The organism is Allofournierella sp. (genome assembly GCF_048388525.1).
Taxonomy (GTDB): domain Bacteria; phylum Bacillota; class Clostridia; order Oscillospirales; family Ruminococcaceae; genus BQOK01.
Genome location: NZ_DBGCTQ010000027.1, coordinates 1 through 15,648 on the forward strand (window position 1 = coordinate 1; position 15,648 = coordinate 15,648).

Sequence of the window (15,648 nt, forward strand, 5' to 3'; positions counted from 1 at the left end):
GGCTTCGAGGCCGCGCTGGCGGCGGATAAAAACATCCGCCCCGGCGCATTCAGCGGGGCGTTCAGCCGGCAGGCCTTCGCGGCCTTCGCGCTGCAATCCACTCTGGGCGAGCTGCGGGCAGGCAAGCCGGACCCTGCCTTTTTGGAAGAAGCCTTCCGGCGCATTTTGTATTAAAAGGAGAGCGAATTTTATGCAGGCAATTATGGAAACTTTGTTCGACGTCGTATATCTTTGCACTGTTATTACAATGGGTATTCTAATGATCCGCAAAGCCAAGGGGCACAAGCCGACCCTGCTGTTCGGGATCATGGCGGTCACCCTGGGCTGCGGCGACGCATTCCACCTGGTGCCCCGGGCCTTTGCCCTGTGCACCGACGGGCTGGCAAACCACGCGGCGGCGCTGGGGGTGGGCAAGCTCATCACCTCCATCACCATGACCGTGTTTTACATTTTGCTGTACCATGTGTGGCAGCTGCGCTACAACAAAAAAAGCTCCGGCCTCACCGCGGCCGTCTACCTGCTTGCGGCGGTGCGCGTGGCCCTGTGCCTTTTCCCGCAGAACGACTGGCTCAGCGCGGATGCGCCCCTCTCCTGGGGTATCTGGCGCAACCTCCCCTTTGCGGCCATGGGCGTGGTCATCATCGTGCTCTTTTTCCGCGAGGCCCGGGCCGCGAACGACCGTCCCTTCCGGTTCATGTGGCTGGCCATCACCCTGAGCTTTGCCTTTTACATCCCGGTGGTGCTCTGGGCCGACGCAGTGCCCCTGGTGGGCATGCTCATGATCCCCAAGACCTGCGCCTATGTGTGGGTGGTCTTCATGGGCTGGCAGGCCGCCAGGGAATAATCGCTTTTTTGCTGCCGCACACCCGGGGCATCCGGCGCCCCCGCGTGTGCGGCAGTGTTTTTCACAAGCGCGCCGAACGGGCTGCCGTGCGCCTCACTCCGTTTTGGGCGAATAAGCCCAAAGATTTTTGATCTGGTACTCCAAACGGTCATACTCCCACAGTTCCGCGCTGCGGCGGGGGCTGTTCGGGTCCAGCAGCCGCAGCTTGCCGTCCTGCACGCCGGTCAGCACAATAAAATGCCCGGTCGTGGTAAAATCGCCCGGCCGCATGCTGCAAATGATGGGTCGGCCGCTTTGCAGGGCCTCGAATACCGTACCCCTGTCCAAAGTCAGCTCCTGTGCCTGCAGGCCAAATTCGCCGCAGCCGCTTCTCATCAGCTCCCAGCTGGTGCCCACCTCGCCTGCGTAGCCGTTGTCCTGCGCCCATCGGGCAATGCGCGCGGGCGTCAGGGTGTCGTCGCCGGTCAGGCCGCAGGCAACCATCGCCAGCGCCGTGGGGCCGCAGCCGCTCACCGCCAGAATGCTTCCCGCATAGGGCACGCAGCCCCAGCGCTCGTCCCATTGCAGCAGCAGCGGGCAGGTGCCCGGTTCCAGGTCTCCCACCGTATCCGGGGGTTCGGCGTCTTTTCTGTCGGGATACGCCAACACAAAATCCAGGGTTTCCTGGTTGTGGGCCAGCAGCGCTGCCAGCTCCTGCGGCCACCGCTCCGGCTGCCGCAGCATGGCGTCCACCTCCGGGATGCTTTCAGCCAGCAGCATAAGGGCCGCCGTAGTGTCCGCGTTCCAGGCGCCCTGGCCGGGCCGGGGCGCGGCCTCATAAGCTCCGGTTGCGGGAACCGTGCTCGGGGGCGGCGTGCCGGCCTGCGTCAGAAACGCGGCGGTGCTCCGGGCGATCACGGCCAGCCCTGCTCCGCACATCGCAAGCAGTACCAAACACACAGCGCGCCGGCGGCGCAGGTATCTGCGCCTTCGGGCCGCCCGCGCGGAACACACGGCGGCCCTCTCCCGTTGGCGATCAAAAGCAGCCATCCAATATCCCTCCCTTTGCCTTTGAGTATAGCTCCCCCCGCCTTAAAAGCACCTGAAAGAAACCTTGTGTTTTTCTTGCAGATTCCTGCATTTTTTCTGTCGGCCGCGCCATCTTTTCCAAAGCGGCATAACCGCAAAACAGGCAGGGGCCCCGGGCAATTTGCCCGGGGCCCCTGTGCTCTTTAAAATTTGTCTTTTCCCTGTTCGGGTCGTTCTCACTTCTTTTTCAGCGATTCCAAACACCCCACAATGCTCTCGGTGGCCGAAAGCTTCATGGCCTCACCCGCGGCAAACGCCGCGTCCGCCGTGCTCCACAGGCTGATGGTCCGCCGGGTGGCCAGCACCGCGCTGGGGCTCACGCTGAACTCGTCCAGCCCCCAGGCCAGCAGCAGGGGGATCAGCTTCGGGTCCGCCGCCGCCTCGCCGCACATGCCCACCGGGATGTGCGCGGCCCGCCCGGCCTCGATCACCCCCCGGATGCTGCGCAGCACCGCCGGGTGGAAGGGGGTGTAAAGCTTCGCCACCGCCGGGTTGCCCCGGTCCACCGCCAGGGTGTACTGGGTCAAATCGTTGGTCCCGATGCTGAAAAACGCCGCCTCCTGTGCCAGGATGTCCGCCGCCAGCGCCGCGGCGGGGGTCTCGATCATCACGCCCACCTGGGCGCCGGCGTCATGGGGCAGGCCCTCGGCCGCCAACTGCTGCTTTGCCCGTTCCAGCAGCGCCTTGGCTGCCCGCAGCTCCTCCACCCCGGTCACCAGGGGCAGCATGATCTTGATGTTTTTGTGGTCGGCGCCCGCCCGCAGCAAGGCCCGCAGCTGCACCAGATAAATTTCCGGCTCGTCCAGGCAGTAGCGGATGGCCCTGTGCCCCAAAAACGGGTTTTCCTCCCGCTCCATGTGCAGGTAGGGGATGGCCTTGTCGCCCCCCACGTCCAGCGTGCGGATCACCACCTCCCTGCCCGCAAACAGCGCCGCTGCCTGCCGGTAGGCGGCCAGCTGCTCCTCCTCGGTGGGCAGCTGGGCCCGGTCCATGAACAAAAACTCGGTGCGGAACAGCCCAATGCCCTCGGCGCCCTTTTCCAGCGCCGCCTGGGCGTCCTTGGGGCTGCCGATGTTTGCATACAGCGCCACCGGCCGCCCCTCGGCCGTCACGGTGGGCCGGCCCATGTACTCCTTCAAAAGCTGCCGCTGCGCCTCAAATTCGGCCTTGCGCTGCTCGTAGTCCTTGCGGGTGCGCTCGTCCGGCTCCACGTACACGTGGCCCCGCTCGCCGTCCAGGGCGATGGCCTGGCCGGTGGCAATGGCCCCCAGCGCCCCCGGCACCCCCAGCACCGCCGGGATCTCCAGCGCACGCGCCAAAATGGCCGAGTGGCTGGTGGCGCCTCCCACCTCGGTCACAATGCCCGCCACGTTCTCCCGCCGGATGCCCACGGTCATGCTGGGCGTGAAATCCCGGGCCACCAGCACGCTGCCCGCCGGGGCGTTTGCCAGATCCGCCTCCTCAATGCCCAGCAGCGTCTTGAGCAGCCGCGCGCGCAGGTCGCCGATGTCGGTGGCCCGCTGGCGCATCAGCTCGTCCTCCATGGCGCCGAACATCTCCATAAAGCTGCCGCACACCTCGTCCACCGCCGCCTCGGCGGTGGCGCCCCCGGCGATCTTCTCCTCCATCTGGCCCCGCATAAAGGGGTCGGCCAGCATCATGCTCTGCCCCGCCAGGATCTCGGCCGCGTGCTCGCCCACCTGCCCGGCCATCGCCGCGGCCATGGCCTCCAGCTTTTCGCTCACCGCCCCCGCGGCGGCGGCCAGGCGCTGTTTTTCCGCCTCTTCGCCCGCAAACCTCACGCCGGACCAGTCCAGCTCCTGCTCGGCCAGCACCAGCGCCGTTCCCAGGCCCACCCCGGCCGAAACGCCCGTTCCCTTCAGCATCGCTCTCCGCCCCTTTCTCTCTTCGCGCGGCCCCGGCCCGTCACTCGCCCAGTCCGCTCTCGATCAGCCGGATCGCCTCGGCCAGCGCGGCCTCCTCGTCCGGGCCGCTGCACCGCACCTCCAGCTCGCTGCCGCACTTGATGCAGGCCGCCATCAGGTTCATGATGCTCTTGGCGTTCACTTCCTTGTCCCCGAACACCAGCGTCACGTCCGCGTTATACTTCATCATTGCCTGGGCAAACATGCCCGCCGGGCGCATGTGCATCCCCATGGGGTTCACGATCTTGGTCTTTTGGCTCACCATTTGTTTTTCCTCCGTTCTGTGGGGGCGGGGCCGGCGCGGCCCCGCCCTGTTTTTTGGTTCTCTGCCCCGGCTGCCGCTGCGGCGGCGGGGGGCAGTGCCATTTCAAACAAGTTTTTCATGGCGGGGCAATAAAAAGTCAGGCTTCCCTGTTCTTTTTCAGCACCGCCAGCAGGGCCATACCCACCGCGCTGCCCACGGCAAGGCTCACGATATACCCCAGCACGTTGGTCACCACCGGGAACACAAAGATACCGCCGTGGGGGGCCATCAGGCCGCAGCCGAACACCATCGAAAGCGCGCCCGCCACCGCGCTGCCCACCACGCAGCTGGGGATCACCCGCAGCGGGTCGGCGGCCGCGAAGGGGATCGCCCCCTCGCTGATGAAGCACAGGCCCATGATATAGTTCACAATGCCGGATTTGCGCTCGTCCGCGGTGAATTTTTTCTTGAAGAAGGTGGTGCACAGGGCAATGGCAATCGGGGGCACCATGCCGCCCACCATCACGCTGGCCATCATCTGATACTCGATCGCCCCCTGCGCCGCGCCCGCCGCCAGGGCGGTGGCAATGGCGCCGGTGCCGGTCACATAGGCCGCCTTGTTGAAGGGGCCGCCCATGTCGATGCTCATCATGCCGCCCAGCACCGCGCCCAGCAGCACCTTGCTGGTGCCGCCCAGGCTCGCCAGCGCGTTCATGAGCCCCGTGTTCAGCGCACCCACCGCCGGGCCCACAATGCACATGAACAGCCCCATGAACAGCACGCCCAGCACCGGGTAGATCAGGATCGGCTTGATGCCCTCCAGGCTGCGGGGCAGCTTGTCGCACAGCTTTTCCAGCCCCAGCATGAAGTAGCCGCCCACAAAGCCCGCCAGCAGCGCGCCCAAAAAGCCCGAGGCCACCGGGTCCGCCGTGCCGGCGATGGTGGCAAAGCTGGTGCCCGCCGCCGCCATGCTGCCGCCCACAAAGCCCACCACCAGGCCCGGCCGGTCGGCAATGCTCATGGCGATGTAGCCCGCCAGAATAGGCAGCATGAAGTTGAAGGCCACGCCGCCAATGGTCTTAAAGAACGCCGCCACCGGGGTACCCATGCCAAAGTTCGCGGCGTTGTTTGGGTCAAAGGTGTCCAGCAAAAACGCCAGGGCGATCAAAATGCCGCCGCCGATCACGAAGGGCAGCATGTGCGAAACGCCGTTCATCAGGTGCTTATACACCTGCCGGCCCGCGCTCTCCTTCGCCGGGGCCGCCGCGGCCTCGCCGCCCTCGTGCCGGTACACCGGCACTTTGCCGCTCTCGATCCTTTCGATCAGCTCGGCCGCCTTGTGGATGCCCTCGCTCACCGGCACGAACAGCACCGGTTTTCCGGCAAAGCGGGCGGTGTCCACATTTTTGTCCGCCGCCACAATAATGCCGTCCGCCGCCGCGATCTCGGCGGCCGTCAGCACATTTTTCGCGCCGCCCGAGCCGTTGGTCTCGGCCTTCACCGGCACGCCCAGCTCCTTGCCGGCCTTTTCCAGCGCCTCGGCGGCCATGTAGGTGTGGGCGATACCGGTGGGGCAGGCGGTCACCGCCAGCACCCGGTACCCCCCGGCCTCCTTTTCCGCGCGGGCCGGGGCCTGCCTTGCCGGCTCCGCCTTGGGCAGGCCCTCCCCGCCGTACTTCGCGGCCTCCGCCTCGTCTATGATCGCCAAAAATTCCTCCGGGCTCCCGGCCGCCCGCAGCCTTGCGGCAAAGTCCGGGTCCATCAGCAGCACCATCAGGCGGCTCAGGATCTCCAGGTGCAGGTCCCCGTCCAGCGGCGCGGCGATCATGAAAAACAGGTCGCTGGGCTGCTTGTCGGCCGCGCCGTAATCCACGCCCCCGGCCAGGGTCATGGCTGCAAGGCCCGGGGTCTTTACCGCCTCGCTCTTTGCGTGGGGCACCGCGATGCCCGCCTCAATGGCGGTGCTGCCCTGCCCCTCGCGCGCCAGGATCGCCTCTTTGTAGGCGGCCCTGTCGGCCAGGTGGCCGCCCTTCTCCTGCAGGGCGATCAGTGTGTCGATGGCGGCGGCCTTGTCGGCTGCCGCCGCGCCCAGCCGGACGCTTTGGGGTTTCAGCAGATCGGTAATGCGCATGTGTTTGGTCCCTTCCTCTCTTTAACTGCGTGTATCAACAAAAGCGTGTGCTTTGGTTCACCTGTCCCGCTGCATCAGGGCGTCGATCTCGTCGCGCCTCGCCAGCCCGTCCGAAAAGGCGGTGGCGCTTCCGCAGGCCGAGCCCAGCCGCAGGGCGTAAGCATAGTCGCCGGTCTGCAGGTAGCCGGCCAAAAAGCCCGCCACCATCGAGTCCCCGGCCCCCACCGAGTTTTTCACCTGGCCCCGGTGCGCGGGCGCCCGGTGCGCGCCGCCCTCCTCGTCCAGCAGCAGCGCGCCCCGGCCCGCCATGCTCACCAGCACGTTGCGCGCGCCCCTCCGCTGCAATTCGGCCGCGCAGGCCCGCACCTCCTCGTCGGTGGAAAGCTCGCGCTCAAAGATCTCGCCCAGCTCGTGGTCGTTTGGCTTGATCAAAAACGGCCGGTATTTCAGCACGTTCACCAGCAGCTCCCGGGTGGCGTCCACCGCGCACAGCACGCCCTTGTGCTCCAGCCGCGCCAGAATGCTCTCGTAGGTGTTGCCGGGCAGGCTGGGGGGGATGCTTCCCGCCAGCACCAGCACGTCGCCCTCCTGCAGATCGTCCAGCTTGCGGCACAGCGCCTCCAGCGCCGCGCCGTCCAGCGTGGGGCCCACGCCGTTGATCTCGGTCTCGGCCCCGGCCTTGATCTTCACGTTGATCCGGCTCAAGCCTCCCGGCAGGCGGATAAAGTCGGTGCGCACGCCCCGCGCGGCCAGCCCGTCCTCAATCGCCTTGCCGGTAAAGCCCGCCACAAAGCCCAGCGCCACGCTCTCCTGCCCCAGCTGCCCCAGCACGCAGGCCACGTTCACCCCCTTGCCGCCCAGCTGCACCTCCTCGCTCTCGGTGCGGTTCACCCGCCCCAGCTCCACGGCGGGCAGCCGCATCACATAGTCCAGCGCCGGGTTAAAGGTCACGGTATAGATCACAGGGGTTCTGCCTCCTTCACAATGGCGTGTTTTGCATAAATTTTGTCGGGCAGCGCGTCGGTGATGATGCAGGCCCGGTCCAGCGGCGCCACCGTGGCGGCCGACACCCTGCCGAATTTGCTCGAATCGGCCAGCACATAGCTGATGTACGCCTGCCGCATGGCGGTGGCCTTCACCAGCGCCTCCTCCGGGTCGGGGGTGGTGTAGCCCTGGGCCACCGCCACCCCGTTGATCCCGATGAACGCCTTGGTGAAGTTGTAGCCGCACAGGCTCTGCACGGCGGCGGCCCCCACCACGGCCTCGGTGCCCACCTTCAAAAGGCCGCCCAGCACATAGGCCTTCATGCCCTTCTGCACCAGCCGCTGGGCGTGCACAATGCCGCTTGTCACAAAGGTGGCGGCGCTGGGCTGCAAATATTCCAGCATGCGCAGGGTCGTGGATCCCGCGTCCAAAAACACCACGTCGTCCGGCTGCACCTGGGCCGCCGCGTACCGGGCGATGCGGTCCTTCTCTTCCACGTGCAGCTGTTCCTTCGCGCTCATGGCGGGCTCGCCCGTGTCGAACGCGGTGTCGCAGGCGGTCGCCCCGCCGTGCACCTTGTTTAGTTTGCCCTGTTCGTCCAGGATAATCAGGTCGCGCCGAATGGTGGACTCCGATGTCTCCAGCGCCTCGGCCAGCTCGGCCACCGTGGCCGCCCGCCGCCGCTGCAGCACCTCCAAAATCACCGCAAACCGCTCTTCCGCCAGCATCCGCGCCACTTCCTTTCTCGTTCTGGCCCTACTATAGCACGCCAAATAATCAAAATCAAGCATTTTAATTCAAAAACATGCACAAATTTGAAGATTATTTTTTGTAACGCGCAATTTCAGTCAAATTCGCGCAGGATTCGCCCTGCTCTCTTAAATAGGTAGCAAAGCCTTGACAAAGTAAATCGGATTAACTATAATAAAGTTAATCCGATTTACTTTTTTCACTGTTGGAGGTGTGATATGAAAGAAGATTTTTTGGAAAATGGCGCAGAAGTCGTGTCTCTTTTCTGCCGCTTGTATATCAATACAAAAAAGGAGCTTCCAATTCGATCCAGCCATATGGGCCTGCTGATTTTCACGGTGAAAAGCCAAACGCCGGTAACACCCATCGAGGCCGCCAAATTTTTTAAGGTAAAGAAGCCCATGATCACCGCAATGGTGACAAGCCTTGAAAAAAACGGTTATCTGGAAAAACAGCCGTCCCCCACGGACGGGCGAAGTTATCGTTTGCTTCCCACGCCAAAATCCATAACCCTGGTGGAGGAAACCTACAACGAGTATTTTAGAACAATGGATACGCTGTATCACGGAATGGGCGAAAAGGACTATCAGCAGATGATCGCACTTTTGGCACGGGCCAACGATATTTTAGAGCAAGGGAGAGACTGACATGGGAAAAGTGATGGTGACCGGGGCGCTGGGCAACGTGGGAGGCTATGTGGCAAAACATCTGATCGCCCGGGGAGAACAGGTTCTCTGCGCCGACATCGATCTGGAGGCACTGCAAAAAAAGTATGCCGATACCGCACAGTCGGTATATTTTGATTTCACCGACAGCGGCACCTTCGGCCGTGCGCTTTGCGATGTGGACCGGGTATTTATCATGCGCCCGCCCCACCTGGGCAGGCCGGAAGATTTGAAACCCTTCGTCGAGGCGCTTAAACAGAAGGGCGGTATCCGCTTGGTCAGCTTTTTATCCCTCATCGGTGTGGAAAACAACCCCGTTCCTCCACACCACAAGATCGAGAAATATATCCAGCAGGCCGGGCTGCCTTACTGCCATATCCGGCCCAGCTTTTTCATGCAGAACATCAGCGGCGTCCACGCCTTTGAAATCAAATATTTCGACCGCATCGTCGTGCCGGTAAAGCGGGCGCTGACCAGCTTTATCGACGCGGAGGATATTGGGGAGCTGACCGCCAAGGTGCTCTCCGAGCCGGAAAAGCACCAGAACCGGGGCTATTCCATCACCGGTCCCGAGGCGATCGACTATTTTCAGGTGGAAAAGATCCTCAGCGAAGAGCTGGGCCGGCCCATTGTCTACGCCAACCCCAAGCCCTCTCTGGCGAAAAAATACTGGATCGGGCTTCGCGGCCTCGATAAAGAATATGCCACGGTCATGAGGATGCTCTACATGATGACGCGCATGGGCGCCGCCAAAAAAGTGACGACGACCTTTGAAGCTATTATGGAAAAGAAACCGCAGACCTTTCGGCAGTTTGCCCGAAAAAATTTGGCGGCATGGAAGCGGGAGGAAAACTGATTCTTGCTGTTCCGATCTGGGCGGGTTATCCGGCAACGCTGTTTAATAACATGGTCTCCCTGCTGCCCGCTGAAAAAGAGGTGGAACTGGTGATGATGTCTGGCAGCGGCAACTCGGCAGCAGGCGCGGAAGGCACCAAAGAACTGGTCCGTAGATCCGGCTGCCGGGTGAGTAAATACAGTGACGTGAAAAGATAATGGTATGCTGTGGAGCCGCTTGGGGAAAGCCAGTCGGCTTTTACTAACCCCAAAAAAGCTGTGTATGGGGAAATTCCCGCCGCTCGTTTCCGCGTTTGCCTTGCAAACCATTATCATTTATGATAATATAGAGGCAAGCCGTGAAACGGAGGAAACCACGATGGACTCATTTTTAGAAAAACGAAGGGAAATCATTGCGCAGCTGGTGGAGGCGCGGTTGGAACAGGGGATCTCGCAGGCGCAGCTGGCCCGGATGATCGGCACCCAGCCCTCCAACCTCTGCCGCCTGGAGAGCGGCGCGCAGAACCCCACCCTGGATATGCTGCTGAAAATTGCCGCCGCGCTGGGCAAGGACATCAAATTTTTGCTGGAAAGCAGCGAGGAACCCATGAACAACTGTTACAGCCTGCGCATTTACGATACCGAGCTGATGCGCTTTACCATGAGAGAAAAGGGCCTGGAAGGTCTGGTGGCGGAAATCCTGTCCGTCAACGAGGAGGCGGAGCAGTTGCTGCCGCTGGATATGGCGCGCACCGGCGAGGGCGTCATCCGCTGGCTGGAGCGGCGGGTCATCCCGAAAAACCGCGCCTTTGTGGATGAGATCCTGAAAACCCTGGGTCTCAGCGCCAACGACACCAAGGGCATTATCGACGTCTGCAAGGGCCTGTCCCTCAACGACAGCTATTGGGTGGTGCCGGAGGGCTTTGAAGGAACCTTCGCCCAATACAACCTGTACGAAAACCGGTTTTCCGAGATGCTGGCGCTGGTGGCCTACACCGGCGCGGGGCAGCGCCGCCAGGCGTTCACCACCTCGCCGGAGCTGACCACCAATGGGATGCTGCCCAAGGCGTGGCGGCTGGTGGAAAACGACGGGATTTATCTCTACAAGGGCGGCACCACGGGCGCGTCCAATGCCGGGCGGGAGCCGTACTGCGAATACTACGCCTCCCAGATCGCAGAGGCCATGGGGCTGAACGCCGTCCACTACGACCTGGAGAACTGGAAGGGCATCACCGCCTCCAAGTGCCGCCTGTTCACAAACATCGACACCGCCTATCTCCCCATCGGGCGGCTCGTCAAGTCGGGCGGGATTGCCGCCTGCCTGAACTACTATGATTCCTTTGGTGGGGCGTTTTCCGAGCAGATCCGCAGTATGCTGGTGTTCGACGCATTGATCTACAATGAGGACCGGCACTTTGGAAACTTTGGCGTCCTGCGGGATAACCACAGCGGCCAGATCATCGCCCCGGCCCCCCTCTTTGACCACGGGCTGTCGATGTTCTGCTACGCCGGGAAAGAGGATTACGCGGCTTTGGGCGCCTACGCGAAAACCCGCTCCAACCCCTACGGCGTATCCTATGAGAGCATCTGCGCCGAAGTCATGGGCGCGAAACAAAAGGAACAGCTCCGGCGCATAATCGGCTTCCGATTCCAACGGCACCCCAGCCTCAACCTGCCGGAAGAACATCTGGCTGCCATCGAGAACCACCTCCAGGCGCGGGCACGCCAGCTGCTGGCCATCCCCACCCGCACCAAAGCAAAACCGGCCAAGGAGAAGCCGGAACGATAAAACAGGATAGTATATCTACAGCCGATTGGTGAAAGCCAGCCGGCTTTTTATATAAAACCTAAAGATAAAACAAAAATCTTAAAAGTTGCGGTTATAACCTTAAAAACAATTGATATTTTTAAGAGAATGCGATATACTGTTACAGATAGGAGGGGGCGTCAATGATCAAGAGACCGGTTTATGTTGATAAGATCATGGCCTATGCGGATACGCCGTTTGTGAAAATCCTGACTGGGATCCGCCGCTGCGGGAAATCGACCATTTTGAAAATGCTGATAGCCGAGATGAAAAAACGGGGGATCCGTGACGATCAGGTTTTACACTACAGCTTCGATTCTCTGGAATATGAGGAGATCAAGACCGCAAAAACTCTGTTTGCTTATTTGAAGCAGCACTTGTTTTCAGAGGGTAAAACTTACCTTTTTCTCGATGAGATTCAGGAAGTGAAGTCATGGGAAAAAGTTGTAAACTCCCTCATGACAGACTATGATGTGGATATTTATGTAACAGGCTCAAATTCCCGCATGATGTCCTCTGAAATATCCACCCATCTGACCGGGCGTTATATTTCCTTCCGCGTCTATCCTTTATCCTTTTCTGAGTATATGACCTTCCGAAAGGAATACACAGAGATTTTGGATTCACATACAGAGCTTGCAAATTATCTGCGGCTTGGTGGATTCCCCGCGGTTCATCTGCAGCAATATACCCCGGATGAAGTCTATACCATCGTTAAGGATATTTACAATTCTACAATTTTCACGGATATTGTAAGACGCAATCAAATCCGCAAGGTGGATCAGTTGGAGCGTATCGTAAAGTTCGCCTTTGACAATGTTGGAAGCACGTTTTCCGCTGCTTCAATTTCTAAATATCTGAAAAGCGAAAATCGTGCGATTGATAATGAAACAGTTTATAACTATCTCAGCAAATTGGAAGGCGCCTATATTCTCCATCGTTGCTCCCGTTTTGATCTGCGGGGAAAAGAAATCCTGAAAACGCAGGAGAAATTCTATCTTGCTGACCCGGCGCTGCGTTACAGTGTATTGGGATATTCGCCGGACAGTGTGGCCGCAATGCTGGAGAATGTGATCTATCTGGAGCTTTTGCGTCGTGGATATGAAGTATACGTTGGAAAGCTGGACAGCACAGAAATAGATTTTATCGCCGCCAAGCAGGAAAATAAGCTGTATATTCAGGTGGCACAGCGGATCGGCTCTCCTGAAACGGAGGAACGCGAATACGGCAGGCTTTTAGATATACGGGATAACTACCCAAAATATGTGTTGCGAACAGACGCTTTTGCGGGCGGTAATTATGAAGGGATCAAGACCATGCACATTGCAGATTTCCTGTTAAGTGATGAATATTAAGCCGAGATACAAATCTTGTTTCAATTTTAGATACACAGCCGCTCGGCTTTCACAATGAACGCCAGTCGGTTTTTTCTGGTTTGCAAAAAGAGAGGGCCCTCCCTTTTCGGGAAGGCCCTCTCTTTTAAATATTATTCAGGCTTTTTCTCCGGCTCCGGCACAAATTCCACAATATCGTTCGGAGAACAGTCTAAAATCGAGCACAAGTTCTCCAACGAAAAACCGCCCGCGCTGTTAAGCCCGGACGGGGTTGTTTGCTTATTCGGCCCTGCGCAATTCTTTAAGCGCCGCCGTGTGGTTCATCACAACCGTTTCAAGGGTGCGCACCCTCTCGCGCACATCGTCAAGTTGAGACGCGCGGTCGTTAGCCTTATCCAGCTTTTCGGCAATATCGGTATACTGCTCGACAATGAGCTGGATGCTGTGTTCCTGATCTTCGATCAACATCCGGGTGTGGCGCATATCGGTTTTCAAGCTCTCTTGCCCGGCTTCTAGCTTTCCAAGGCGCGCCACCACAGTCTCTTGTCCGGCCTGTAAGCTTTCCTGTGCTGCCTCTACGTTTTCAAGCCGGGCGGCCATCGCCTCTTGCCCGGCTTTTAATTCGCCCAGCAGCTGCATAATCTTTTCTTCGTTGTTCATGCGCTTCACCACCCTGGTTATTATTATACCCCATCTCTTCGCAGGAAACAATGGGGCACAGTTGCGATTTTCCGCAAAAAATCAGTCGGATTTCTTTTCCTGAAGCTCGGCCAATCTGCGCAGCTGCTCCAGGGCGTAATCCTGAAACTCGGGGCGCAGGGTCTTGAAAATGCGCATCGCCTCGTCCAGCTTTTCCGCTTGTGCCGGATCTTGGCAAAACATTTCGCCCTCACCGGTTTCCAGCCAGTTCTCATTGACTCCGTACAGTTCGCATATATGGCGAAGCAAAAGCTCCTTGGGCTGCACGCGGTCGTATTCCAGGTTGCTGATCACGTCGCGGCTCACGCCCAGCTTTTCGCCGAATTCCCGCTGCGACAGCTTGAGCGCTTCCCGTATGTCTTTGATCCGATTAGCCAAGTATTTCCCTCCTTATACGGCAATTGCAGATACATCTTTCAGTATTTTCAATTCTTGCCCTATCCATTAAGATAAAAATCAGTATATAGATGCTGATATTCATTCAGTATAAGTACATAGTATAACACAAAAATAAAATTGTCAACACAGCCATCCAACAGATAAAGTGTTGACAACTCTCACTTTACATGATATATTGTGTATATAACACTATTTGAAAAAGGAGGTTGTGATTTTGACACAAAAAGAAAAAGATGCGCAAAGACTTGCAGAATTAAATACACTTTTTCTCACGTTAGACAATACAGGGCAAGACAGTGCTCTTACCGTGTTGCGAGCTCTTGAATTTGCTCAATCTGTAACACGTACCCCAAAAGCAGAAGAACAGCCTTGTGATTCTTCTAAACATACTACATAAAACCCAAATATACCGTGATCGTACATTTTAGGCTAATTCTATTGTAAATGGAGGTCGTCCTATGCACCCACAGCCCTACACGCAACCACAAAAAGCCGAAATCGAAAAAGTCCGCGCGGTATTCCTCGGGTACATCCAAACCAGCCCTTATATCGACCTGCTCTGGTCCGACAAGTTCGGATATCTTTTGGTTTCCATCGATTCCGCCCCAAAAAGTACGGCGGCGCTGGAGTCCGATCTCGATCTGATCGACAGCGGCGAAACGCTTTGCAACCTTCTGTTCAACGAGATTTATTTGGACGTGATAAATTCTGTCGGCAAAAAGCACGACAGCACCGATCCGGATAAGCGGCAGCGCGCCGAGTTTGAAAGGCGCCGGCGTCATTACACCGCCCTGCTCCCCGAGTATGAGCACCTTCGGGGCGAATTCTTCGGCTAGCCCTTTTTAGGTCAAAGCCGTTTCAACAGGGTCTTTTATCCCGCGCGGCCCATGCTTTTCAAAAGCTGCGCGTCCCGCCGCTTTCGCTGCGCCTCCCGCGCGGAAAGCATCCGCTGTGCGCACAAAAAAATGCTCAAAAACAGCCCGCAATATTTGGTCAAAAAGGAAGATTTTTTGCCGTCTCTTGACGCGGCCGCCCAGGGTGGCTATAATAGTTTTTGGGAACGTTCCCTAATATTTGCGGCGGAAAGAAGAGGTGCTTTATGGAACTGTCCATTCTGGATATCGCCAAACGGTCCGGCGTCTCCAAAAGCACGATCTCCCGCGTACTGAACGGGGGCTCGGTGAGCCCCAAGACCAGGGAGCTGGTAGAGCGCACCATGCAGGAAATGGGGTATTACCCCAACTATATGGCGCGGGGCCTGCGCGGCGTGCACAACACAGTGGTGGGCATCCTGTCCCTTGGCAAGGGGATGTTTGTAAACCCCACTCTTTCCCGGCGCGTGGCCGGCATCCTCGACACCCTCAGCGAAAACGACTGCGATCTCATGATCGTGCACGACCTGTTGGCCCAGGAGGCGCCCGGCTATGTGCCCAAATATGTGCGTTATCTGCGCCAGCAGCGCATCCAGGGGCTCATCACCCTGGGGTGGGACGATCTTCCCGAGGTGCAGCAGGCGGCCAACCAGTTCCGCAACGTGGTCTATGGGGGCGAGCGCTTGCAGGCCAGCCGGGGCTTTCGGGTGTACCACGGCAACTACAACTACAGCAGCGACCTTTACCGGCTTCTTGTAAGGAACCGGCACACACGCGTGCTCACAATCGTGGGCTTTCAGCCTCGGGATGAGCAATTCCGCAAGGCCAGGATGCGCGCCTGGGAGAACACCTGCTTCGAGTCGGGCTGTGCCTACAATACCGCCGATTTTTACCCCGCCCCCGCCGACGGCAGCCCCAATGCCGAGTATCTCGAGGCCCTGTATAAGTATTTTATAAGGGGCAAATACACGGCCGTTTTTGCCGACGAAATGACCTGTGCCCAAGCGGTGCGCTTTTATTTCCAGGAAAAGGGCCTGCGCTGCCCGCAGGACTTCTCCCTTGTGACCATCCAGCGCGACGAAACCGAGGAGC

At 59.1% G+C, this 15,648-nt stretch carries 18 protein-coding genes; 9 read left to right on the plus strand and 9 right to left on the minus strand.

The genetic code is table 11. The annotated features are described in order from the left end of the window. Window positions 1-190: 190 nt before the first annotated feature. Entirely contained in the window at window positions 191-844 is a 654-nt protein-coding gene (locus ACMLHZ_RS02365) for a hypothetical protein (RefSeq protein WP_418666206.1), read from the plus strand. A gap of 93 nt (window positions 845-937) precedes the next feature. Here the strand turns inward: ACMLHZ_RS02365 and ACMLHZ_RS02370 are convergent, their stop codons facing one another. The 6 genes from ACMLHZ_RS02370 to ACMLHZ_RS02395 form a co-directional block, all read right to left on the minus strand. After that, window positions 938-1,873: a C39 family peptidase gene (locus ACMLHZ_RS02370; RefSeq protein ID WP_418666207.1), complete on the minus strand. Its 936-nt coding sequence runs from the start codon at window positions 1,871-1,873 to the stop codon at window positions 938-940. Window positions 1,874-2,088: 215 nt separating this feature from the next. Next, the gene (ptsP, locus tag ACMLHZ_RS02375; protein WP_418666208.1) at window positions 2,089-3,798 is read right to left on the minus strand and encodes a phosphoenolpyruvate--protein phosphotransferase; all 1,710 of its coding nucleotides are present in this window, start codon (window positions 3,796-3,798) and stop codon (window positions 2,089-2,091) included. A 40-nt stretch (window positions 3,799-3,838) separates the two neighbouring features. Next, on the minus strand, window positions 3,839-4,102 hold the full coding sequence (locus ACMLHZ_RS02380; RefSeq protein WP_418666209.1) for an HPr family phosphocarrier protein: 264 nt from the start codon (window positions 4,100-4,102) through the stop codon (window positions 3,839-3,841). A 136-nt stretch (window positions 4,103-4,238) separates the two neighbouring features. Beyond that, window positions 4,239-6,212: a PTS fructose transporter subunit IIABC gene (locus tag ACMLHZ_RS02385; protein ID WP_418666210.1), complete on the minus strand. Its 1,974-nt coding sequence runs from the start codon at window positions 6,210-6,212 to the stop codon at window positions 4,239-4,241. Window positions 6,213-6,269: 57 nt separating this feature from the next. Next, a complete protein-coding gene (gene pfkB, locus ACMLHZ_RS02390; RefSeq protein ID WP_418666211.1) occupies window positions 6,270-7,175 on the minus strand; it encodes a 1-phosphofructokinase in 906 nt (301 codons plus the stop codon). Beyond that, window positions 7,172-7,924, minus strand: a complete 753-nt coding sequence (locus ACMLHZ_RS02395) for a DeoR/GlpR family DNA-binding transcription regulator (RefSeq protein ID WP_418666212.1) — start codon at window positions 7,922-7,924, stop codon at window positions 7,172-7,174. Before ACMLHZ_RS02395 ends, pfkB begins: the two co-directional genes overlap by 4 nt. Window positions 7,925-8,164: 240 nt before the next feature. Between ACMLHZ_RS02395 and ACMLHZ_RS02400 the strand changes: the two genes are divergently transcribed. The 5 genes from ACMLHZ_RS02400 (at window position 8,165) to ACMLHZ_RS02420 (ending at window position 12,607) form a co-directional block, all read left to right on the plus strand. Further along, the gene (locus ACMLHZ_RS02400) at window positions 8,165-8,593 is read left to right on the plus strand and encodes a MarR family winged helix-turn-helix transcriptional regulator (protein WP_418666213.1); all 429 of its coding nucleotides are present in this window, start codon (window positions 8,165-8,167) and stop codon (window positions 8,591-8,593) included. A gap of 1 nt (window position 8,594) precedes the next feature. Then, the gene (locus tag ACMLHZ_RS02405; RefSeq protein ID WP_418666214.1) at window positions 8,595-9,467 is read left to right on the plus strand and encodes an NmrA family NAD(P)-binding protein; all 873 of its coding nucleotides are present in this window, start codon (window positions 8,595-8,597) and stop codon (window positions 9,465-9,467) included. Then, entirely contained in the window at window positions 9,446-9,664 is a 219-nt protein-coding gene (locus tag ACMLHZ_RS02410; RefSeq protein ID WP_418666215.1) for a hypothetical protein, read from the plus strand. The genes ACMLHZ_RS02405 and ACMLHZ_RS02410 overlap by 22 nt, the downstream gene beginning before the upstream one ends. Before the next feature lie 160 nt (window positions 9,665-9,824). Beyond that, on the plus strand, window positions 9,825-11,234 hold the full coding sequence (locus tag ACMLHZ_RS02415) for a helix-turn-helix domain-containing protein (protein ID WP_418666216.1): 1,410 nt from the start codon (window positions 9,825-9,827) through the stop codon (window positions 11,232-11,234). 161 nt (window positions 11,235-11,395) lie between these two features. Further along, window positions 11,396-12,607 (plus strand): ATP-binding protein, encoded by a 1,212-nt coding sequence (locus ACMLHZ_RS02420; RefSeq protein WP_418666217.1) that lies wholly within the window; start codon window positions 11,396-11,398, stop codon window positions 12,605-12,607. A gap of 131 nt (window positions 12,608-12,738) precedes the next feature. Here the strand turns inward: ACMLHZ_RS02420 and ACMLHZ_RS02425 are convergent, their stop codons facing one another. The 3 genes from ACMLHZ_RS02425 to ACMLHZ_RS02435 form a co-directional block, all read right to left on the minus strand. Further along, the gene (locus tag ACMLHZ_RS02425) at window positions 12,739-12,822 is read right to left on the minus strand and encodes a helix-turn-helix domain-containing protein (RefSeq protein ID WP_418666223.1); all 84 of its coding nucleotides are present in this window, start codon (window positions 12,820-12,822) and stop codon (window positions 12,739-12,741) included. Window positions 12,823-12,865: 43 nt separating this feature from the next. Beyond that, on the minus strand, window positions 12,866-13,246 hold the full coding sequence (locus ACMLHZ_RS02430) for a hypothetical protein (RefSeq protein WP_418666218.1): 381 nt from the start codon (window positions 13,244-13,246) through the stop codon (window positions 12,866-12,868). An 81-nt stretch (window positions 13,247-13,327) separates the two neighbouring features. After that, window positions 13,328-13,663, minus strand: a complete 336-nt coding sequence (locus ACMLHZ_RS02435) for a helix-turn-helix transcriptional regulator (protein WP_418666219.1) — start codon at window positions 13,661-13,663, stop codon at window positions 13,328-13,330. Window positions 13,664-13,898: 235 nt separating this feature from the next. Between ACMLHZ_RS02435 and ACMLHZ_RS02440 the strand changes: the two genes are divergently transcribed. The 3 genes from ACMLHZ_RS02440 to ACMLHZ_RS02450 all read left to right on the plus strand — a co-directional run. Beyond that, window positions 13,899-14,081 carry a hypothetical protein gene (locus ACMLHZ_RS02440; protein ID WP_418666220.1) on the plus strand — a complete coding sequence of 61 codons (183 nt, stop codon included), beginning with the start codon at window positions 13,899-13,901 and terminating at the stop codon, window positions 14,079-14,081. Between the two features lie 61 nt (window positions 14,082-14,142). Further along, window positions 14,143-14,520: a hypothetical protein gene (locus tag ACMLHZ_RS02445; protein WP_418666221.1), complete on the plus strand. Its 378-nt coding sequence runs from the start codon at window positions 14,143-14,145 to the stop codon at window positions 14,518-14,520. Between the two features lie 263 nt (window positions 14,521-14,783). Next, window positions 14,784-15,648, plus strand: an 865-nt coding sequence (locus tag ACMLHZ_RS02450) for a LacI family DNA-binding transcriptional regulator (RefSeq protein WP_418666222.1), incomplete at its 3' end; no start/stop codon positions are given.

Coding starts and splice junctions, on each gene's coding strand:
- ACMLHZ_RS02365 (WP_418666206.1), top strand. CDS start 191: ATGCAGGCAATTATGGAAACTTTGTTCGACGTCGTATATCTTTGCACT.
- ACMLHZ_RS02370 (WP_418666207.1), bottom strand. CDS start 1,873: ATGGCTGCTTTTGATCGCCAACGGGAGAGGGCCGCCGTGTGTTCCGCG.
- ptsP (WP_418666208.1), bottom strand. CDS start 3,798: ATGCTGAAGGGAACGGGCGTTTCGGCCGGGGTGGGCCTGGGAACGGCG.
- ACMLHZ_RS02380 (WP_418666209.1), bottom strand. CDS start 4,102: ATGGTGAGCCAAAAGACCAAGATCGTGAACCCCATGGGGATGCACATG.
- ACMLHZ_RS02385 (WP_418666210.1), bottom strand. CDS start 6,212: ATGCGCATTACCGATCTGCTGAAACCCCAAAGCGTCCGGCTGGGCGCG.
- ACMLHZ_RS02395 (WP_418666212.1), bottom strand. CDS start 7,924: ATGCTGGCGGAAGAGCGGTTTGCGGTGATTTTGGAGGTGCTGCAGCGG.
- ACMLHZ_RS02400 (WP_418666213.1), top strand. CDS start 8,165: ATGAAAGAAGATTTTTTGGAAAATGGCGCAGAAGTCGTGTCTCTTTTC.
- ACMLHZ_RS02405 (WP_418666214.1), top strand. CDS start 8,595: ATGGGAAAAGTGATGGTGACCGGGGCGCTGGGCAACGTGGGAGGCTAT.
- ACMLHZ_RS02410 (WP_418666215.1), top strand. CDS start 9,446: ATGGAAGCGGGAGGAAAACTGATTCTTGCTGTTCCGATCTGGGCGGGT.
- ACMLHZ_RS02415 (WP_418666216.1), top strand. CDS start 9,825: ATGGACTCATTTTTAGAAAAACGAAGGGAAATCATTGCGCAGCTGGTG.
- ACMLHZ_RS02420 (WP_418666217.1), top strand. CDS start 11,396: ATGATCAAGAGACCGGTTTATGTTGATAAGATCATGGCCTATGCGGAT.
- ACMLHZ_RS02430 (WP_418666218.1), bottom strand. CDS start 13,246: ATGAACAACGAAGAAAAGATTATGCAGCTGCTGGGCGAATTAAAAGCC.
- ACMLHZ_RS02445 (WP_418666221.1), top strand. CDS start 14,143: ATGCACCCACAGCCCTACACGCAACCACAAAAAGCCGAAATCGAAAAA.